This is a genomic window from Cyanobium sp. WAJ14-Wanaka (genome assembly GCF_024345375.1).
GTDB lineage: Bacteria > Cyanobacteriota > Cyanobacteriia > PCC-6307 > Cyanobiaceae > Cyanobium_A.
On sequence record NZ_JAGQAZ010000002.1, the window covers coordinates 315,920 to 334,888 of the forward strand.

22 protein-coding genes and 1 tRNA gene are annotated in these 18,969 nt (G+C 62.8%); 12 read left to right on the top strand and 11 right to left on the bottom strand.

Annotation, left to right across the window (positions count from 1 at the left end; translation table 11 throughout):
* The first annotated feature begins 47 nt into the window (after positions 1–47).
* Entirely contained in the window at positions 48–1,637 is a 1,590-nt protein-coding gene (locus tag KBY49_RS08335; protein ID WP_254934637.1) for a DEAD/DEAH box helicase, read from the top strand.
* Here the strand turns inward: KBY49_RS08335 and KBY49_RS08340 are convergent, their stop codons facing one another.
* On the bottom strand, positions 1,638–2,054 hold the full coding sequence (locus KBY49_RS08340) for a hypothetical protein (protein WP_254934331.1): 417 nt from the start codon (positions 2,052–2,054) through the stop codon (positions 1,638–1,640). It abuts the gene before it with no gap.
* A gap of 16 nt (positions 2,055–2,070) precedes the next feature.
* Positions 2,071–2,538: a DUF6554 family protein gene (locus tag KBY49_RS08345; RefSeq protein WP_254934332.1), complete on the bottom strand. Its 468-nt coding sequence runs from the start codon at positions 2,536–2,538 to the stop codon at positions 2,071–2,073.
* Between the two features lie 44 nt (positions 2,539–2,582).
* On the opposite strand from KBY49_RS08345, the gene KBY49_RS08350 reads away from it, so the two are divergent.
* The 3 genes from KBY49_RS08350 (at position 2,583) to KBY49_RS08360 (ending at position 3,588) form a co-directional block, all read left to right on the top strand.
* Positions 2,583–2,855 (top strand): hypothetical protein, encoded by a 273-nt coding sequence (locus tag KBY49_RS08350; RefSeq protein ID WP_315857014.1) that lies wholly within the window; start codon positions 2,583–2,585, stop codon positions 2,853–2,855.
* A gap of 59 nt (positions 2,856–2,914) precedes the next feature.
* Positions 2,915–3,151 carry a hypothetical protein gene (locus tag KBY49_RS08355; RefSeq protein WP_254934333.1) on the top strand — a complete coding sequence of 79 codons (237 nt, stop codon included), beginning with the start codon at positions 2,915–2,917 and terminating at the stop codon, positions 3,149–3,151.
* A 275-nt stretch (positions 3,152–3,426) separates the two neighbouring features.
* Entirely contained in the window at positions 3,427–3,588 is a 162-nt protein-coding gene (locus KBY49_RS08360; RefSeq protein ID WP_254934334.1) for a hypothetical protein, read from the top strand.
* A gap of 19 nt (positions 3,589–3,607) precedes the next feature.
* Here the strand turns inward: KBY49_RS08360 and KBY49_RS08365 are convergent.
* Together KBY49_RS08365 and KBY49_RS08370 are read right to left on the bottom strand one after the other, a co-directional pair.
* Positions 3,608–3,679: transfer RNA gene (locus tag KBY49_RS08365), tRNA-Gly, on the bottom strand.
* 12 nt (positions 3,680–3,691) lie between these two features.
* Positions 3,692–4,843, bottom strand: coding sequence for an alanine--glyoxylate aminotransferase family protein (locus tag KBY49_RS08370; protein WP_254934639.1), 1,152 nt, complete (start codon positions 4,841–4,843; stop codon positions 3,692–3,694).
* A 79-nt stretch (positions 4,844–4,922) separates the two neighbouring features.
* Between KBY49_RS08370 and cbiD the strand changes: the two genes are divergently transcribed.
* The 5 genes from cbiD to mrdA are packed head-to-tail and all read left to right on the top strand — an operon-like array spanning position 4,923 to position 10,583.
* Entirely contained in the window at positions 4,923–6,083 is a 1,161-nt protein-coding gene (cbiD, locus tag KBY49_RS08375) for a cobalt-precorrin-5B (C(1))-methyltransferase CbiD (RefSeq protein ID WP_396099671.1), read from the top strand.
* A 33-nt stretch (positions 6,084–6,116) separates the two neighbouring features.
* Positions 6,117–7,715 carry a glutamine-hydrolyzing GMP synthase gene (gene guaA, locus KBY49_RS08380; RefSeq protein WP_254934336.1) on the top strand — a complete coding sequence of 533 codons (1,599 nt, stop codon included), beginning with the start codon at positions 6,117–6,119 and terminating at the stop codon, positions 7,713–7,715.
* Between the two features lie 46 nt (positions 7,716–7,761).
* The gene (locus tag KBY49_RS08385; RefSeq protein WP_254934337.1) at positions 7,762–8,403 is read left to right on the top strand and encodes a hypothetical protein; all 642 of its coding nucleotides are present in this window, start codon (positions 7,762–7,764) and stop codon (positions 8,401–8,403) included.
* Between the two features lie 57 nt (positions 8,404–8,460).
* Complete coding sequence (locus KBY49_RS08390) at positions 8,461–8,817, top strand: hypothetical protein (RefSeq protein ID WP_254934338.1); 357 nt, start codon at positions 8,461–8,463, stop codon at positions 8,815–8,817.
* 2 nt (positions 8,818–8,819) lie between these two features.
* Positions 8,820–10,583, top strand: coding sequence for a penicillin-binding protein 2 (gene mrdA / locus KBY49_RS08395; protein ID WP_254934339.1), 1,764 nt, complete (start codon positions 8,820–8,822; stop codon positions 10,581–10,583).
* Here the strand turns inward: mrdA and KBY49_RS08400 are convergent.
* The 4 genes from KBY49_RS08400 to KBY49_RS08415 all read right to left on the bottom strand — a co-directional run bounded on the left by KBY49_RS08400 (position 10,580) and on the right by KBY49_RS08415 (position 14,067).
* Positions 10,580–11,728, bottom strand: a complete 1,149-nt coding sequence (locus tag KBY49_RS08400) for a glycosyltransferase family 1 protein (RefSeq protein WP_254934340.1) — start codon at positions 11,726–11,728, stop codon at positions 10,580–10,582. The genes mrdA and KBY49_RS08400 overlap by 4 nt on opposite strands.
* A gap of 14 nt (positions 11,729–11,742) precedes the next feature.
* Positions 11,743–12,936 carry an NAD-dependent epimerase/dehydratase family protein gene (locus tag KBY49_RS08405; RefSeq protein WP_254934341.1) on the bottom strand — a complete coding sequence of 398 codons (1,194 nt, stop codon included), beginning with the start codon at positions 12,934–12,936 and terminating at the stop codon, positions 11,743–11,745.
* 55 nt (positions 12,937–12,991) lie between these two features.
* Positions 12,992–13,159, bottom strand: coding sequence for a photosystem II assembly protein Psb34 (gene psb34, locus KBY49_RS08410; protein ID WP_254934342.1), 168 nt, complete (start codon positions 13,157–13,159; stop codon positions 12,992–12,994).
* Between the two features lie 125 nt (positions 13,160–13,284).
* Positions 13,285–14,067 carry a thiazole synthase gene (locus KBY49_RS08415; protein ID WP_254934640.1) on the bottom strand — a complete coding sequence of 261 codons (783 nt, stop codon included), beginning with the start codon at positions 14,065–14,067 and terminating at the stop codon, positions 13,285–13,287.
* 149 nt (positions 14,068–14,216) lie between these two features.
* On the opposite strand from KBY49_RS08415, the gene KBY49_RS08420 reads away from it, so the two are divergent.
* Positions 14,217–14,768, top strand: coding sequence for a hypothetical protein (locus KBY49_RS08420; protein WP_254934343.1), 552 nt, complete (start codon positions 14,217–14,219; stop codon positions 14,766–14,768).
* Between the two features lie 39 nt (positions 14,769–14,807).
* On the opposite strand, the gene KBY49_RS08425 is transcribed toward KBY49_RS08420, so the two are convergent.
* Genes KBY49_RS08425 through rpmI form a run of 3 tightly spaced genes read right to left on the bottom strand, consistent with a single transcriptional unit; the run spans position 14,808 to position 15,961 of the window.
* Positions 14,808–15,344, bottom strand: a complete 537-nt coding sequence (locus KBY49_RS08425) for a hypothetical protein (RefSeq protein ID WP_254934344.1) — start codon at positions 15,342–15,344, stop codon at positions 14,808–14,810.
* A gap of 22 nt (positions 15,345–15,366) precedes the next feature.
* Positions 15,367–15,714, bottom strand: a complete 348-nt coding sequence (gene rplT, locus KBY49_RS08430; protein ID WP_254934345.1) for a 50S ribosomal protein L20 — start codon at positions 15,712–15,714, stop codon at positions 15,367–15,369.
* A gap of 49 nt (positions 15,715–15,763) precedes the next feature.
* Positions 15,764–15,961, bottom strand: a complete 198-nt coding sequence (rpmI, locus tag KBY49_RS08435) for a 50S ribosomal protein L35 (RefSeq protein ID WP_254934641.1) — start codon at positions 15,959–15,961, stop codon at positions 15,764–15,766.
* 166 nt (positions 15,962–16,127) lie between these two features.
* Between rpmI and KBY49_RS08440 the strand changes: the two genes are divergently transcribed.
* Both KBY49_RS08440 and KBY49_RS08445 read left to right on the top strand, forming a co-directional pair.
* Positions 16,128–17,564 (top strand): SpoIID/LytB domain-containing protein, encoded by a 1,437-nt coding sequence (locus tag KBY49_RS08440; RefSeq protein ID WP_315857015.1) that lies wholly within the window; start codon positions 16,128–16,130, stop codon positions 17,562–17,564.
* A gap of 24 nt (positions 17,565–17,588) precedes the next feature.
* Positions 17,589–18,959 (top strand): glycosyltransferase family 2 protein, encoded by a 1,371-nt coding sequence (locus KBY49_RS08445; protein ID WP_254934346.1) that lies wholly within the window; start codon positions 17,589–17,591, stop codon positions 18,957–18,959.
* The last annotated feature ends 10 nt before the right edge of the window (positions 18,960–18,969 follow it).

The window sequence follows — 18,969 nt, forward strand, 5'->3', positions numbered from 1 at the left end:
ACGCTATTGCCCTGGCTGTCAATGTGTCGAAGACTGCAGTTTCGCGAATGCGCTGTTTGCTGCGGCTGGGGGCAACGGGGCAAATCGAGGTGGTTAGCCCGTTTGATGCGGTAACCCAGGCCCAGCTCCGGGCGATTCGCCCCAGGGGGCAGTGGTTAAGCAAGCGTCGCTGCTGGCAATTTCCCCTGGAGGCTTCAGCGGCCCTGCAGCAGGCCTTGGCCGGCCGCTTCCCTTTGGAGCCTGAGCTGGCCCAGTGGCTGGCCTGGATGGAGCAGCCCCTGCCCCCTTTGCCCCCGCACCGGCAAATGGTGGCCGCAGCTGAATTACAAAATCCCTTGCCCGATGGCCGCAGCCTCTTCGCCCACCAGAAGGCCGGGGTGCGCTGGTTGTTGGCCCGGCGGGGGGCAGTGCTGGCCGATGCCATGGGTTTGGGCAAAACCCTCACCGCCCTGGTGGCGGCAAGGGCCCTGGGACGCCTGGCCGACTGTCGAATCATGGTGATTGCCCCGGTGGGGCTGCACGCCCATTGGGGGGCTGAGGCGGTGGCCCTGGGCCTGCATTTGGAGCTGCACAGCTGGGCCAAGCTGCCGGCCGAATTGCCCCCAGCCGGCACGGTATTGATTGCCGATGAGGCCCATTTTGCCCAGAACGGCCAGACCACCCGCAGTCGTGCCCTTTTGCGCCTGGCGCGCCATCCCCGGCTGCGGGCCATTTGGCTGCTTACGGGCACACCGATGAAAAATGGCCGACCCGCCCAGCTTTTTCCCCTGTTGGCCGCCATTGGCCACCCCCTAGCCCGGGATCAGCGCCAATACGAGGAATTGTTTTGTTTGGGCCATTGGCGTGAACAGGCTGGTCAGCGGGTCTGGCAGGCCTCGGGCGCCACGCGCTTGGCCGAGCTCCAAAGGCTCACCCGCCCCCTGCTCCTGCATCGCCGCAAGCAGGATTGCCTGGATCTGCCGCCCAAGCTGCGCCGCTGCTGGCCCGTGGAACTGGACCCTGCCGCTGGCCAGGGGTTTGACCACCGTTTGCAGCGCAAGGTGGAGGCCTACCGCCGCCGGGCCGACCGCGGCGAGGTGCGCCGAGATGCGGCAGTTCTGGCAATTTTCACGGCCATGCGCCAAATCGGCTCCGAATACAAATTGGCGGCGGCCAGGGATCTGGTTGCTCCCCTGCTGGAGCAGGGGGAGGCGGTGGTGGTCTTCACCTCCTTTGTGGCCACGGCCCAATTGCTGCACCAGGCCCTGGCCCAGGGGTCCTTGCTCACCGGTGCCGTAGCCCCCGCCGAGCGGCAGCGCCAGGTGGATGGTTTCCAGCGCGGCAGCAGCTCCCTGCTGATTGCCACCTATGGCACCGGTGGCCTGGGTTTCACCTTGCACCGCGCCAGTCACGTGGTGCTGGTCGAGCGGCCCTGGACCCCTGGCGATACGGAGCAGGCGGAAGACCGTTGTCATCGCATCGGCATGGGGCGTGCCCTAACCAGCCATTGGCTCCAGCTCGGTGTGGCCGACCAGCTGGTGGATGGCCTGATTGCCAGTAAGGCCGAGCGGATTTCCCTGTTGCTCAACAGCCAGGAGCGGCTCTTGCAACGGCGCAGCCTGCCGGCGATGGTGCGGCAATTGATGCAGGAGTGGTGATTAGCCCTTGGCTGGGGCTGGGGCTGGGGCTGGGGCTGGGGCTGGGGCTGGGCGGGGCAGGGGCGTGTTGCAAAGCTCCAGCCGCAGCTTCAGTTCGTTCTGCATGGTTATGCCAAGGCTTCCCGCCTTGGCCTGCTTGGCCAGGGCGTTGGCCCGACGAATGTCCTGGCAGGCGGCTTTGTTTTGGCGTGGCTCGATCAGGCTGCGCAGCAGGTAGCGGTCGTTGAGTGGTCCGGGGTTGTTGGGGAATGCCTTGACCACTTCGTCGCAGCGCTTTAGTTGCTCTGCGAGCTGGTCGAAGGTGAGTTGGCGTAGGCAATCATCACTGCGCATTTGCCGCTCGGGCAGGGGCTGTTCGCTGCAGCCCGTCAGCAGCAGGCCCCCCAGCAGCAGGGTTCCCAGGGCCCTGATGGCCAAGGGTGGAACGGCGCGGCTACTTGCGATTGGTAGCGCCGCTGCCGCTGCCAGCCTTGGTTTCGGTTGGGCTCTCGGTCTTGGCTTCGCCCTTAGTAAATAGGTCACCCAGGTAGCGGCCGCAATCGGGGAATTTGGCAGGATTTTGGACGACAGCCTCGGAAATCATCACCGATGCATGTTCCTCCGAGGTTTTGAAGGGACTGTCTTTCTGGCGCTTGACCAGGGCGTAGGCCGCATTCCAGCTCACCTGGTAGCTGTTGCCGTTGGCGCGCAGGTAGCAATACATCTGGGCTCCCTTGGCCCCAGGCGTGACCATCACATTGCCTTCCGTGGTTTGCACAGCGCTTTCGCTCACCTGGGCCCTTACCGCCGCTGGGCTTAGGCCCAGGGCCAGGAACACGGCTAGCCGGCCCAAGGTGCAACGCAAGGTGCAGCGTTTGAGCAGGGCCATGTCCTTGTGGGGGCTGGTGGAAAGGGTGACCAACGCTATCGGGCCAATTGGCTTTGCTCAAGGGGTGGATTTGTGTTGTGATCGGCTCCATTGCCACTGCCACCATGGCCCCCGAGTCGGTCTCCTTTCGGATCACCCGCAATGCGGAGGATTTGGCTGAAACCATCCATGCCCTCTCCCATCGCCTCGTCAAACTCGAGCAGCGTTTGGCTGCCCTGGAAATCCAGCTAGATCACCGCAACCAGGAGGAGCCCCCCGATCTGGCCAGCCTCGACAATGTGGAGCGCCTGCTCAACGATTGCCGCAATCTGCTGGAGATCGCCCCCCAGCAGCTGGCTGAGGCCGCCTAAGAACTCCCGAAGCCCGCGCCGCTATTGGCAGCGGTGCCAGAATGGGGAGAAAGCCTGCCATGGCCTTTCCTCCTTCCCAGCACCGCCCCCAGCAACCCCAGGAGAGTGGCGTATCCGGTGCGAGCCACCGCCCGGGCACTTTTCCGGTTGTTGCGCCCCTAGAGGGTGAGCACAAGCTTGAAAAATTGGAATTTGCCCTGGCGGTTGCCCTCACCCGGGGTGATCTGCAGCGCTCCCAACAACTGCGAACCCAAATTGCTGCCCTGGGAGGCAATCAGGAAGAACCGGGAACCTAGCCCTAACTTTCGATCCATTCCCCCAGCCTCCTTGGCCACGGGGAAAGATGTAGTTGGTTGTTTAGTATGATTATTCGATAGGAACTTTCCTGCCATTTTTGGTGGGAATGCTTCGAGATTCGTGCGTTGATCATCAGCTTTACACGCCCTCTCATTTCGCGCGTAGTTTGACTGTTGCTTTGTTTCTCTTGTTTTTGTTTCGCTAGCCGTTAATGACTGCCGCCATCCTTCAGATTTCCAATCCACAGCCAGCCCAGGCGGGGCAGAGGCACAGCTTGAGCCTTTCGGCTCTGCGATTTGAAGAGCAGGCCAAGCAGGCTGCCGAGCAGGGTGAGATAACTGAATCAGCTAAGGCAATCTTGGCTGGCCTCGATTGCGAGCGGCGCATGGCAGCCTCTGGCCCCCAGATGCTCCAATTAATCAAGCCACGGGCTTGAAGCGAGGCATTTTTAAACAAGCGGGTGACCGGACTCGAACCGGCGACGTTCAGCTTGGGAAGCTGACATTCTACCACTGAATTACACCCGCATGCCCTCGATCCTAGCGGGCCAGCTCCGTGGCAGCTGCGGCCACCCCGGAGCCGATTGGCGTCTTGGCGAGGCCGAGGGCCTGCACTGTCGCTTCGATGGCGGCCACGGCGGTGAGCACATCGCGGTCGCAAACAAAGCCGAGGTGGCCAATCCTGAACACCTTGCCCTTGAGGTGGTCCTGACCACCGGCCAAAAGGATGTCGAAGCGCTCCTTGACCTGCTTGCGCAGACTTTCCGCATCGATTCCATCTGGAGCCACCGCCGTGATTGCGGGGCTGCCATGGCCTTCGGCGGCATAGAGGGCCATGCCAATGGCCTTCATGCCGGCCTGGGCTGCGCGGCGATGGCGCCCATGGCGGCTAAAAATTGCCTCCAGCCCCTCGTTCTGCATCATCTCGAGGGCTGTCTCGAGGGCGAAGTAGAGGTTGATCGGGGGAGTGAAGGGGTTGCTGTTGTCTGCCGCCGCTTTTTTGTACTTACCCAGATCCAAATAAAACTTGGGAAGGTCGGATTTGGCGTGGGCTGCCCAGGCCCGCTCGCCCATGGCCACAAAAGCCAAGCCCGGCGGCATCATGTAGCCCTTCTGGGAGCCGGAACCCACCACGTCCAGGCCCCAGGCGTCCATAGGCACATTGCAGGCGCCCAGGCTGGTGACGCAGTCGGCAATGGTCAGGGCTGTGCCGTGGGCGCGCACATATTTGGCAATGGTTTCAAGGTCGTTGATCACCCCAGTGGAGGTTTCCGAGTGGGTGAGGATCACGGCCTTGATCGCCTTGGCGCCATCTGCTTCGAGGGCGGTTCGGAAGGCTTCCGGATCCAGCGGTTGGCCCCACTCAGCCTTAATCACCTGCACGTCAAGGCCATAGGCCTTGGCAACTTTTACCCAGCGCTCCCCAAATTTGCCGTTGTCGCCGCAGAGCACCCTGTCACCCTTGCTGAGCACGTTGATGATTCCGGCTTCCATGGCAGCGGTGCCACTGCCCGCCAGCACCAAAACCGATTCCTTGGTTTGGTGCAGCCATTGGAGCTGCTCCGTGGTGCGCTTGACGATTTTTTGGAAATCGGCGCTGCGGTGACCAATCGGATGGCGGCCCATGGCCATCAGCACGCTTTCCGGCACCGGGGTGGGGCCAGGGATCATCAGGGTGAGCTTGTCCTGCATGAAAATTAGGGGGCGCTCAAAGCACGCCAAGGGCTGGTTATCGACCACCATAAAAAACGACCCTGATTGGTCCGTCTTGGTGCCACCTTCACCCCCCGGCTACACCCTGCCCGTCTGGGTGGCAGCGGCTGCCCGGGCGGCGATGTTGGCCCTTAGGGGAGAGCCCTTCCTGGCTAGCCAGCCATTGCTGCTCGATCCCCTGGCTAAACAGCAGCAGCTGGCCGAGGTGCCGGTGGTTGCGGCGGCTCCCCTTGGTGAAGGCCGGGCCCTGGCGGTGGCCCGCTGTGAGCCCGGCGATGGGCTCGACCTCACCCGCGGGCTGGTGATCTGGGTGGAGGTGCGTTGGATGCCTGAGCTGACGCCCAGCGAGGGCTGGTTGCAGCTGGAGGCTGGTGAAGGGGTGGGGGTGCACTCCCAAACCGGTGAGATTTGTCTTTCTGCTTTTGCCCGTGAACTTTTGGAGGTAAACCTGGGCCCCCTGGTGGAGCCAGGCCAGGCCCTGGCGGTGCGGGTGGTTTTCCCCTCCGGTCGGGCCCTGGCGGAGCGCACCAGCAACGCCGCCTTTGGGGTGGTGGAGGGGCTGGCCCTGATAGGCACCCAGGCGGAGGTGCAGCAAAGCGCCACCCCCGACCAGTTGGAGCGGGTGCTCCTGGAGCTGCGCCAGCGGGCGGCCAGGCCAGGATTTGGCGGGGATCTGGTGGTGGTGATCGGCGAAAACGGCCTCGATCTCGCCCCCCAGCTGGGCCTGGCCCCAGAGCTGCTGCTAAAGGCAGGCAACTGGCTGGGCCCTGTGTTGGTGGCCGCCGCTGAAGCTGGGGTAGCCCGCCTGCTGCTGTTTGGCTACCAGGGCAAGTTGATAAAGCTTGCGGGTGGCATTTTCCATACCCACCACCATCTGGCGGATGGGCGGGCCGAGGTGCTCACCTCCCTGGCTGCCCTGGAGGGTATGGCCGGTGATGCCCTCCAGGACCTATATCGGGCGGCCACGGTGGAGCAGGGCTTGGCGGAGTTGGCAACCAGTGATCCAGCTATGGCAGAGCGCCTGCGGCGGCGCCTGGCCAGGGCCGTGGAGGAGCGTTCCATGGCCTATCTGGCCCGCTACGGCCAGCTCCAGCTGGCGGTGGGGGCAGTGCTCTTTGATCGCTCTCGGACAATTTGCGGCCAGGGTCCTGTGGGTGAGCGCTTCTTTAGGGATTGGGGTGGCAGGGATTTGGGTGGAAAGGTTGGGGGCGACACCTAGGCTTGATCGAATGCTTCGGGCCAAGTGCCGCGGATGTCTTCAGTAGCTGTTTTCGATCAAACCTCCCAATCGTCCCGCTATCCGGCGATTGTGATATTGGATTTTGGTTCCCAATATTCCGAATTAATTGCTCGGCGGGTGCGGGAAACGGAGGTGTTCTCCCTGGTAATGGGTTACACCACCACCGCTGAAGAGTTGCGGACCATTGCGCCGAAGGGAATCATTCTCAGTGGCGGCCCAAATTCGGTTTATGAGCCTGATGCTCCGGTTTGCGATCCAGCCATTTGGGATCTGGGTATTCCGGTGCTCGGGGTTTGCTACGGCATGCAGTTGATGGTGCAGCAGCTGGGCGGTTCGGTGGTGGCCGCAGGCCGCGCTGAATATGGCAAGGCACCTTTATTTGTTGACGACCCGATTGATCTGCTCACCAATGTGGAGACCGGATCAACGATGTGGATGAGCCACGGCGATTCCGTCGAGCAGCTACCCCAAGATTTTGTGCGTCTTGCCCATACCGAAAACACACCTGAGGCGGTAGTAGCTAATCCTGGGCGCCGGCTATATGGGGTCCAGTTCCATCCTGAGGTGGTCCATTCCATTGGCGGCATGGCGATGCTGCGCAACTTCGTGTACCACATCTGTGGTTGTGAGGCTGATTGGACCACCGCCGCATTCATCGAAGAAGCGGTGGCAGATGTGCAAGCCCAGGTGGGTGATAAACGGGTGCTGCTTGCCCTTTCAGGGGGTGTTGATTCCTCCACCCTTGCCTTCCTGCTGCATAGGGCGATTGGCGATCAGCTGACCTGCATGTTTATCGACCAGGGTTTTATGCGTAAGGGCGAGCCTGAGTTTTTGGTGGAGTTTTTTGATAAACGATTCCACATCAATGTGGAATACATCAACGCCCGCGAGCGCTTCATCAACAAGCTCGCCGGCATTACCGATCCAGAGGAAAAACGAAAGTTGATCGGCACCGAATTTATTCGGGTGTTTGAGGAGGAGAGCAAGCGACTTGGGCCCTTTGATTACCTCGCCCAGGGCACCCTTTATCCGGATGTGATTGAGAGTGCCGGTACCGGCATTGACCCCAAAACCGGTGAGCGGGTTGCCGTCAAAATTAAGAGCCACCACAACGTTGGCGGCCTACCTAAGGATCTCCAATTTAAATTGGTGGAGCCACTGCGGCGCCTGTTCAAGGATGAGGTGCGCAGGGTGGGCCGCAACCTGGGCCTGCCCCAGGAAATTGTCGGTCGCCATCCCTTCCCGGGCCCAGGCCTGGCAATTCGCATCTTGGGCGAAGTTACCGCCGAGAAGCTGAATATCCTGCGGGATGCGGATTTGATCGTGCGTGAGGAAGTGCGAGATGCCGGTCTTTACGACGAAATTTGGCAGGCCTTCGCCGTGCTCCTACCCGTGCGCAGCGTGGGCGTGATGGGTGACAAGCGCACCTATGCCTTCCCGGTGGTGGTGCGTTGCGTTTCCTCCGAAGACGGCATGACCGCCGACTGGTCGCGCCTTCCCTACGACCTGCTCGAGACCATCTCGAACCGGATCGTCAATGAGGTGAAGGGGGTTAACCGGGTTGTGCTCGATATCACCAGCAAGCCCCCAGGCACTATTGAGTGGGAGTAGCTCCGGCTAGGCAAGTTCGATACCATCGGCTCCCAGGCCTCCTGTCGTGACTGCCGCCCCCGAGCCCACTAGCTCCCAGCCCAACGAACAGGAGCTGCAACGTCGGCTCCAGCAGGACAGTATTTTGCTGGGCGGCAAGGTTATTTACCTCAATCCTTTCCTGTATTGGCGCCGCTTTGATGCCAATACCGACCGCTGGCTGCGGGAGCCCGGCCAACTCCAGGAAGACCAGATCATCAGTAACCGCAGCCGCTTCTATCCGGAGCTGGATTGGCAGTTGCTGGATGATCAGGAGGCGGCCGCCAAGGATGGGGCCGTTGAGATGTTTCTCAAAAGCCTCGAGCTGATCAGCACGTTTAATCCCGAGTTGAGCGCTGGCCACCTGCTCGAGGTTGAGCGCAAGATGGCGGTCACCAAGAAGCGGGCCTTCGAGCGCTGGGTGGTCAGATCACTGAAGAGGCGCGAAAGGGCGGAGGCAAAGATCCGGCGCCGCTTTGACCGCGAGCGCAACATGCGGGCCTGGCTGGAGTGGGGTGCTTTAGACGTGACCCGCCAAGCGGTCTTGCCCCTGGCTGGATTGCTGGCCGTGGCGGTGGCCGCAGGCTGGTGGTGGGGCAGTCAGCAGAATTGCCGCCAGGTGATTTTGGATCCAGGGGTGCAACCCGCCCTGCAACGGCCCGCGCCCTAGGGCCCAGAACCATTCGTCAAGGGTCAGACTGCCTATCTCAGTGCCATCAACAGGTCCATGGCCGTAGATCCCCTTGACTCCCTGCGCCTGAAGTTGATGCAGGACGTGCTGCCGGTGGGGCTTGCCATGGCTGGTCGGGCCCGCAAGGGAGGAGCTAAGGATGTGGTGGCTGCCTTCCAAGGTGGTGATGGCAATCCCCTCGAGCAGTTGCGCCAGGAAGGTGAAGTAGCGGCATCCCAGGTACGTGAACAGCTCGATCGGCTAAGTCCGGGCCTGGGCAACCCGGTGATGAAGGTGAGCGTGCGGGATGTGCCGCCGGAGCAAGCCCCTGCCCCCCCTACCGAGCTGCAGGAGCGTCTGCAGCAGATCGGTGAGCGTCTGCAGCTCCTGGAGCAAAGGCTGGGGGCGCCCTAGGCATGCTGCCGGGGCAAGGTACGGTTCGCCGCAGCGGCATGGGTCAGCAGCCCGTTTTGCTGCTGGCCCTGGTGTTGCTTGCCAGTGGCGCGATGGTGGCGCGGCTTGCCTGGTTGCAATTGCTGCAGGGCCCTGCAAACAGGGCCCGTGCCGACGACAACCGGATTCGGCTGATGCCCCGCAATCCGATTCGTGGCCGCATCCTCGATCGCCACGGTCAGGTGCTGGCGACTAGCCGCCTTACCTACAACCTCTATCTCAAGCCCAACCAGCTGGAGCCTGGCCAATGGCCCCAGCTGCGGGATCGCTTGGCGGTGATCCTGGCCATTCCGGCCGCAACCCTGGAGCAGCAGCGCCGCGATGGGGCCAATCCGGAGGGTTTTCGCATTGCCCTGGCGATGGAGCTCAAGCCCGAGCAGGTGTTGAGGTTTAGGGAGCAGGCCGATGCCCTCCGGGGGGCCGAGGTGGATGTGGACGTGCTTCGCAGCTATCCCAATGGGCGACTGGGGGCCCACGTGTTGGGCTATACCAGCGGCATCACCGAGGCGGAATATCAGGAGCTGGAGGGCAAGGGTTACCGCCTTCGCGATCGAATTGGCCGCAGCGGGGTTGAGCGTGCCTATGAGTCGATCTTGAGGGGCCAGTGGGGCGGCCAGCAGGTGGAGGTGGATGCGGCCGGCCAGGTGCAGCAAATCCTTGGCGATAAACCGGCCAAACAGGGCCAGGATCTGCGCCTAAGCCTTGATTTACCCCTGCAACGGGCGGCCGAGCGAGCCCTCGATGGCGTGCGCAAGGGGGCAATTGTGGCGATGGACCCCCAAACCGGAGCGATTCGGGCCATTGCCAGTCGACCAACCTTTGATCCCAATGTCTTCGCCGATGGCCCCAGCACCAGCCAGTGGGCCCGGTTAAACGGAGTAGATGCACCCCTCTTGAATCGAGCTTTTCAGGGTTTCCCTCCAGCCAGCACCTTCAAGTTGGTGACCACCATTGCAGCCTTGGAGTCGGGCAAGTTCACGGCGGATTCCAAGCTGATGACCATGCATTCCTTTTGCTACGCAGGGCTCTGCTACGGCGACCATGGGGCTTTGGGGGTGATTGGCTTTCCCCTGGCCTTGGCGGCCAGCAGCAATACCTTTTTTTATCAAGTGGGCTTGAAGGTGGGCCCGACTGCCCTGTTCGAGGCGGCGAGGCGCCTGGGCTATGGCAGTGCCACGGGTTTGGAATTGCACGACGAGGAAACGCCGGGCCTTTTGGGAGATCCCGCCTGGAAAAAGAAGGCCCTGGGTGAACCCTGGACGCCGGTCGACACGATCACCTCGGCGATTGGCCAGGGGGCCCTGCAGGTGACGCCTATTCAGATGGCCCGGCTCTATGCAGCAGTGGCCAATGGCGGCTGGCTGGTGACTCCGCACCTGGTGGAGCGTCCAACCCAGCGCCGCTGGCTGGGCCTCAAACCGGTCACCCTGCAGGTGTTGCACCAGGGCCTGCGCCAGGTGGTGACCATCGGTACCGGCAAGGTGCTCAACGATCCCAACCTGCCGCCGGTGGCTGGTAAAACCGGTACTGGAGAGGATCCGCCCCGCCCCGACCATGCTTGGTTTGGGGGCTACGCCCCCGCCAACAGCAAGCCCACCTTGGTGATCGTCGCCTTTGGTGAAAATTCCGGCGGCTATGGCGGCACCGTTGCCGCACCGATGGTGCGCGCCCTGATGACCACCTGGTTTAGGGGATACAAGGCCCCGACCAAGCCAATCCAGACTTAGGCAACCAACTGCAGTTCTGGCTTGGCAAGCAAATTGCGGTAGTAGCTCCGCAGCTGATCGGTGGCGCCAGCCCAGCCCCAGCGCTCGGCTTCTTCGCGGGCGTTGAGGCGCAGGGTTTGGTGTTGGGCCGGATCCCCCAGCAGGCGACTGACGGCGGCAATAAGGCTGGCAGCGCCGCCATCACTGCCCTCGGGGTCATAGAGACAGCCGTTCATTCCATCGGTGACGATGTCCGGGATGCCCCCCCGGTTGGCTCCCACCACGGGGCAGCCGGCAGCCATCGCTTCCAGCAGCACCAGGCCGAGGGTTTCGGTGCTGGAGGGGAATAGGAAGGCGTCGCCACTGGCATAGGCGGAGGCCAGCTCTTCGCCGCCCAGGTAACCTACGAAATTGGTGGCGGTGCCGGCAAAGATCTTTTCGAGCTGCTGGCGATAGGGGCCATCACCCACCAGGGCAAGCCGGGCATCGGGCAGGGCATCGAGCACCGGCTTGATCCGCTCGATTTGCTTTTCGGCCGATAGCCGGCCGATGTAGAGCAGCAGTCTGCCGGTGTCGCTGCGGCCTCCCAGCAGGCGCTCACGCATGGCATCGGAGCGCAGTGCCGGCCGGAACAACTCCGTATCCACGCCCCGCTGCCACAGGGCGGTGTGTTGGATGCCCTTGTCACTGAGCTCGCCCACCATGGCGGTGGAGGTGCAGAGATTGAGACTGGCCTGGTTGTGGGCGGCCTTGAGCAGCTCCCAGAGGAGCGGCTCCAGCATGCCCATGCCGTAGTGCTCCAGGTATTTGGGCAGGTGAGTGTGGTAACTCGCCACCAGGGGATAGCCCTTGGTCTTGGCCAGCCAGATACCGCCCAGGCCGAGCACGGCCGGATTCACCACATGGATTAGGTCGGGATCAAAGCGATCGAGGGCTTCGGCCACGGCGGGCCGCGGCAGGGCAAGTTTTAGTTCTGGATAGAGGGGCAGGGGCATGGCGGGCACGCCCACCACCTGGGCCCCCAGGTAGTTGTCTGGAGCACCTTCGGGACAGAAGATCAGCACCTCATCGCCAGCCGCTACCAGGTGCGGCACCGTTTTGGTCAGGCGGGTGACGATGCCGTCGACCTTGGGCAGGAAGGTCTCAGTAAAAAAGGCGATCTTCAATGGATTCGCCTGAATTAGGGCTTGGCGATGGCCTGGGCCTGGTCCTGGGTCCAGGCCGACACGCAGGGAATCCGGCTGCGGTCGCAGCGGTCGGCCCAGCGCCGTGCCACGTCCACCACTTCGGCCAGAAGGCCGTCATCAAGGGTGGTGGGCTTGAGGCCCAGCTCAATGAAGCAGCGGTTGTCGACGATCAGGTCGTTTTCGACTGCTTCGTTGCGGGGGTTGGGCAGGTTGTTGATTTGGGCACCCGTCAGGGCAGCCACCTTTTGGGCTAGTTCGCCCACCTGGTGGCTTTCGGTCATCTGGTTGAAGATCTTCACCCGCTCCCCCTTGGCCGGAGGATTCTCCAGGGCCAGCTCCACGCATTTGACCGAGTCGCGAATGTGGATAAAGGCCCTGGTTTGGCCACCGGTGCCGTGGACCGTCAGCGGATAGCCAATGGCCGCCTGCATCAGAAAGCGGTTGAGCACGGTGCCGTAATCGCCGTCGTAGTCGAAGCGGTTTGTGAGCCGGGGATCCCGCTCAGTGGCCGCGGTGTTGGTGCCCCAGACGATGCCTTGGTGCAGGTCGGTGATGCGGATCCGGTCGTTTTTGTTGTAGTAGAGGAAAAGCAGCTGGTCGAGCGTCTTAGTCATGTGATACACGCTGCCTGGGCTGGCCGGATGGAGGATTTCCTCCTCAAAACGGCTGCCGTCAGGTTGGGGCACCTCCACCTTCAGGTAGCCCTCGGGGATCGTGGCGCCTCGGTGGGATCCGTAGCCGTAGACCCCCATGGTGCCGAGGTGCACGATGTGGGTGTCGAGGCCGCTTTCCACGATCGCGGCGAGCAGGTTGTGGGTGCCGTTGACGTTGTTGTCCACGGTGTAGCGCTTGGTGGCGCTGCTCTTCATCGAATAGGGCGCTGCCCGCTGTTCGGCGAAATGGACCACCGCCCCTGGCCTCTCCGTCTGCAGCAGGTCTACCAGCCGGTCGTATTCCTGGGCGATGTCTAGGTGGACAAAGCGCATCGGCTTGCCGCCCACCTCCTCCCAGGCCTTGAGCCGGTCGCCCATGGTGGCGATAGGAGTAAGCGACTCGACCTCCAGGTCGATGTCGATCTTGCGGCGACTGAGGTTGTCGACGATCACCACCTCGTGGCCAGCGTCGGCGAGATTCACAGCACAGGGCCAACCGCAAAAGCCGTCGCCACCGAGAACGAAAACCTTCACTCCAAACTCCAGCGGTACGAGCGGAATGCTCCTCTGCGCAAGTTACTACAGGCGTTCAGCTGATTCCCGCCGCCACTGCCACCAGGGCTGCCACAAACAGGGCCCCACCAATCAGCAGCACTTTGCTGTCGCTGACACTGTTTTCGCCCTCCTCCATCAGCACCATGCGGGGTTCCTTGGCAAAGGCATTGAGGCGTCCGCCGTCTTCTTCGGTGACCTGCATCACATCGATTTGGATTTGCGGGCAAACCTATGGAGCCCAGCGGGATTGGCCCATCCAGCTGGCATGGAACTTCACGGATTGTTGAACATTGGCGCTGCCGATTTTTGCTGTGGCTTCCCGCCGATTCAGCTGCCGATCCTGCCGCCGGTGGGCGAACTGGGGCTGGCCTCGGCCCGTATCGGCAGTCGGCCGGCCTGGAAAGCGCTACGACCGGCCACGGCGGCCATGGCCATGGCCCTTGCCATGGCTGGGGGATCACCTGCCAGGGCAATCGCGCTGTTGATCAGCAGGGCGTCAGCCCCCATTTCCATGGCCTGGGCCGCTTCGCTGGGCACGCCAATGCCCGCATCTACCACCACGGGCACCGTGGCGTTTTCGATGATCAGGGCAATGTTGGCGGCATTGCGGATCCCCTGGCCAGAGCCGATCGGCGAGCCCAGGGGCATCACCGTGGCGCAACCTGCCTCTTCTAGGTGCTTGGCCAGCAAGGGATCGGCATTGATGTAGGGCAGCACCGTGAAGCCCTCCTTCACCAGTTGCTCGGCCGCCTTGAGGGTGCCAATCGGATCAGGCAGCAGATATTTGCCGTCGGGAATCACCTCCAGCTTCACGAAGCTGTTGTCCTCTTGGCCGGCCAGCTTGGCCAGTTCGCGCCCCAGCCTCGCCACCCGGATTGCTTCCTCTGCGGTGGCGCAACCAGCAGTGTTGGGCAACATCCAAATTTTCGACCAGTCGATTGCTTCGATTAGGCCCTCGTGGCCTGCGGCCAGGCTTTGCACCCGCCTTACTGCCACCGTGACGATCTCGCAGTTGCTGCTGGCTAGGGAGGCCTGCATGGCGGCCAGGCTGGGGTACTTGCCAGTGCCGGTCATCAGGCGGCTACGAAAGCAGCGGCCCCCAATCCACAGGGGGTCTTGGCAGCTGCCCCCAGCTAGGGCTGACTCCCCAGGGTTTGCTTCGCCGAAGTTGTTTGCGGACAGGGGTGTTTCTGACACGGGTAAACCGGTCGTCGAGGCTCAGTCCGACTAGCCTCCCATCCAATAGACCCTCCCCTGTCGTGCCCGTCCCCTTGCCTCCAGCCCCAGTAGAGGTAGCGCAGTTGCCCGGTGGGGCGTTTGTGCCCTTCCAGCAGCCCACTGGGGCAGCCGCCAGGTTCGACTCCGCCACCGATACCGAGCTCGGGCCGGTGCAGATGTTTGACCCTGGGGCCCGGGCCCAGGCGATCGCCAAGGAAATGCCCCGGCGCTGGAGCGGCACCTATCAGGCCTTTGGGGGCAGTGCCCCGGTGCCGGTGCTCCTCAATTTTGAGTCTGTCAATGCCGTTGGCGCCATGGTGGTTTTGCGCGGCAGCATGACCATTGCCGGCCAAGCCACTCCGGTCCAGGGCAATCTCAACGCCCAATCCGACCAGCTGGATCTGCTGCCCTTGGCGGGCAAACTCGGCGGGGGCTTGAACGCAGGCGGTTCCTTCCAGGGTCTGCAGGGCATCGCCCTCAGTGGTTGGAACGCCGATCGCCTCACCGACATGGGAGGCAAGTTGGCCCTGGCACCCCAGGGCTCCAGCAAAGCTGTGCCAATCCGCCCGCTCTGGAAGCCTGGCCAGAAGTAGGCGGTTTTTTGGTTTGCTCCTAGTTCGTTTCTAGTTCACTTATTTGCCAGTTCCCAGTTGCCTTTCGAGCAATTTGAGACGCTTGCTGGCCGTCTTATTGGCGCCGTCTAGGGCCAATACCCGTTCGTAGGTGGCCTTTGCCTCCTCCTGTTTGAGCTGTTTTTCCAGGGCAAATGCCAGGTTGTTGAGGGCCACCGGGTAGTCCGGCTTGGCCTCGAGGGCGAGCCGGTAGTGGCGAATGGCAGTTTTGTAGTTGGTCTGGGCGGCTAGGGAAAAGCCCAGGGCGTTTTGGATTAGGGCCCTGGCCTCAGCGGGTTCCTTTGCCGCTTCAGCCCGTTTTTGGGCCAGCTTCAGGTTCTCAGCGGCCTGGCCGTAGAGCCGCTTACGCAGTTGTACGGAGGCCAGTTCGTAGAGGGTTGCTGCATCCGAAGGCTTGCCTTCGCCACTGTTTTCCAACTTGGCGAGGGTTAGCTCATCGCCCCGCACGCGCCAAATCTGGCGGGCCACCACCACGGCGGCGGCCCCCAGCAGCACGACAAGACCAATTAGGTAGGCCTGGGGAAGGAGGGCGTCCAAGGGGGCCTACGAAGGGGTTAACTCAGTTTTTAGCGGCACCAACCACACTGGTGAAGCTGGCGGGATCGACCACAGCTAGCTGGGCAAGCATCTTGCGGTTGATGCGAACGTCCACCTTCTTGAGGCCACCCATCAAACGGCTGTAGCTCAAGCCATTCAGGCGGGCTGCGGCGTTGATCCGGGCAATCCAGAGACGACGGAAATCACGCTTGCGGCGGCGACGATCGCGATAGGCGTTACAGAGCGCCTTCATCACCCGCTGGTTGGCGGTGCGGAAGAGGGAGCCGTTACCACCCCGAAAACCTCGGGCTAGGCGAAGGATTTTGTTACGGCGTTTACGGGCGACGTTGCCCCTCTTTACGCGAGCCATAGCTGGAAATTTCTGTGGTTATGAAGGTGGCTGGTCAGCCAGGTGGGACCTAGGCGTAGGGGAGCATGGCGCTCACATTGTCCGCATCGCGCTCATCAACAACGGCCATGGTGCCCAGGTAGCGCTTGCGCTTAGGGCTCTTGTGGTCTAGCAGGTGGCTGCGGAACGCCCGACGACGCATGAATTTGCCAGTGCCGGTCGCCTTGAACCGCTTGGCGGCTGCTTTGCGGGTCTTGAGCTTCGGCATGTCTCCTGGCGCGTGCGCAAACAAGCAGAGTACGACGCGGGCATGCTTTTCACCAATACCCCCACCGCTTCCAATGGCTGAGGCCTCGATGCGATTCCCCAAATCGCTTGCTTGGAGTGCTCTTTGGGCAGCCTGGGGCCTATTCACCGGCGGTTGCCGTGCCGAGGTGCAAGGGTTCCAGCCCCCCCAGCAGCCCGGCGCCGCCCTGCATTGGCCAGTGGCCGCCCCCCAGCCGCTTGCCAAGCGGGATCCCCGGCTTTGGTTGGCCCTGGCTGCCCACCTGCATCCGCCTGAACCGCTGGTCTTGCGCAGCGCCAAGGGATCAATCAGCCTTATCAGTGTTTCGGGCCAGCGGCTGATCGCCCCCGAACTGGTATTTCGCTGGCAGCAACAGCCCCTGCGCCAACCCCTCGAACTGCGGCGCCAGGTTTGGGGACCCTTCGCCAGCTACGAGAGTGCCCAGGCGGCCTCCGAGCGCTGGCAGCGCCTGGGGGTGAGCACCAAGATTGCCCATCCGGCGGATTGGGAGGTCTGGGCCCAGGCCAATGGGCCGCTGCCGGACACCCGGCCAGGGGATCCCCCCCTGCGGCTCTGGCAGCAAAAGCTGGGCCAGCGCTCGGTGCTTGTGGTGCGCGGACCCGCCCCTGGCTTCAGCACCCCCCAGACGCTGGTTTTGGATGCGCCCGCCCGCATAGAGGCTCCGGGGGGCCTGCGCTGGCAGGGCGGGGTCTATGCCGGGCCGTTTCGGCTCCAAAGCGACGCGACCGACCGTTGGACCCTGGTGGAGCAGGTACCCCTAGAGCGCTATCTGCATGGGGTTGTGCCCTTTGAAATTGGTGCGGGTGCCCCGGTGGCCGCCCTCCAGGCCCAGGCCGTCTTGGCGCGCACCTGGGCGGTGCGCAACCAGCAGCGTTTTGAGGTGGATGGCTACCACCTTTGCGCCGATACCCAGTGCCAGGTCTATGGGGATCCCAGGGCGGCCAATGCATCTGTGGCCAAAGCGATTGCAGCGACTGCAGGCCAGGTGCTCAGCTGGCAGGGAAAACCGATCCACGCCGTCTATCACGCAACCAATGGCGGAGTTGCTGCCGCTTTTGAGGAGGGCTGGGGTGGCGGGCCCCTGCCCTATCTCAAGCCGGCATTAGATGCTTCCTTGGGCCTCCAAAAACAGTTCCCCTTGCCGCTCCAGAGCGGCGCCCTCGAAAGGTGGCTGGCCCCTGGATCCAGCAGCCCGGGGGCCCAGGCCTATGGCGCCGACCATCCCCGCTATCGCTGGAGTCGTCTGATTGAGGCCAAGCACCTGGAGGTGCTGGAGCGGGGTCCCAGTGGCCGGGTGCTTGTCCTGAGGATTGAGGGCCCCAAGGGTGTGGAGCTGCTGCGCCTCGACGCCATCCGCCGCCGGCTTAAAACCTTGCCCAGCACCCTGTTTGTGGTGCAGCCCGCGGGTCCAGGTCGCTGGCAATTAGAAGGTGGTGGCTTTGGCCATGGGGCGGGCCTATCCCAGGCTGGGGCCATTGATTTGGCGGCCCGGGGCTGGAGTTTGCAGCGGATCCTTGAGCATTACTTCCCTGGGGCCAGCTTGCGGCCGTTGGGTTCGCTTTAGAGTTTGCTCAATTCTTGGAAGTCCATGGCTGCGGGCGGCAGTACTACCGAAACCGCCCACCAGCCACGTCGCGGCAAGTCAGTGCTGTTTGTGGTCAGTTGTGGTTGGGCTGGCATGGCCCCCCATTGGTTGCATACGCCCTTCAACCTGATCCCCGCCATTGCCTTGGCCGTGCTGTTGGGGGGCTACAGCATGCGCACGGTGCTGTCGTCCGTGATGAGGAATAGGTCTGGGCAATCTGCCCAGCCAGGTGATGGAGGCCAGCCAGCCATGGCGGCAGATTTATTCGCCTTTGATTGGCCAGCGGTGGATGTGGTGGTTGCGGCCCGGGATGAGGAAGCCGTAATCGGCCGGCTTGTGGAGCGCATTGCCCAGTTGAGCTATCCGACCGACCTGATCAAACTTTGGGTAGTCGATGACGGCAGCACCGACCGCACCCCGGAGCGGTTGGGCGAGCTGCAGCTGCGCTTTCCCCTGTTGCAGGTGTTGCGGCGCAGCCCGGATGCCGGTGGCGGCAAATCCGGAGCCCTCAATGAGGTGCTGAAGCAGCTGCAGGCCCGCTGGATGTTGGTGCTCGATGCCGATGCCGATCTGCAGGCCGACACCCTGGAGCGGTTGATCCCATTCGCCGAGACCGGTGCCTGGGCGGCTGTGCAATTGCGTAAGGCCGAGGTCAATGCCTCGGTAAATTGGCTCACCAGGCTCCAGGCGATGGAGATGGCCCTGGATGCGGTGATTCAGGAGGGCCGCCTTGCCACTGCTGGTGTGGCCGAACTGCGGGGCAACGGGCAGCTGTTGCGCCGTGATGCCATTGATCTTTGCGGCGGCTTCAACGAGGCCACGGTGACTGACGACCTCGACCTCAGCTTCCGTTTGTTGGTCAACCAGCAGCCGATAGGCGTGCTTTGGGATCCACCGGTGCAGGAGGAGGCGGTTTTGAGCTGGAAAGCCCTGTGGCGCCAGCGCCAGCGCTGGGCAGAGGGGGGGCTGCAGCGCTTTTTCGACTACGGCCCCCAGCTGCTTTCGGATCGACTCACGGGAGCCCAAAAGCTGGATTTGGCTTGCTTTTTTCTGCTCCAGTACGCCCTGCCCATGGTGGCGATTGCGGATTTGCTTGGGGCCTTGATCACGGCCACGCTGCCCTTGATTTGGCCCCTCTCTTTTGTGGCCTTTGGCCTTTCTGGGGCTTCGATTGCGGTGGGTTGCCGCCGCCCCAGTGAGGGGCCTCCCCTACCTGCCATTAACCCCATCTCCCTGGCCCTTGGCATCGCCTACCTGGGTCATTGGTTTGTGGTCATCCCCTGGACGAGCCTGCGCATGGCCCTGCTGCCGAAGCGGCTTGTATGGGCAAAAACCATGCACCTGGGTGAGGTGGGCGAGGAGCTGCCGGCCTGATTTTGGGCCT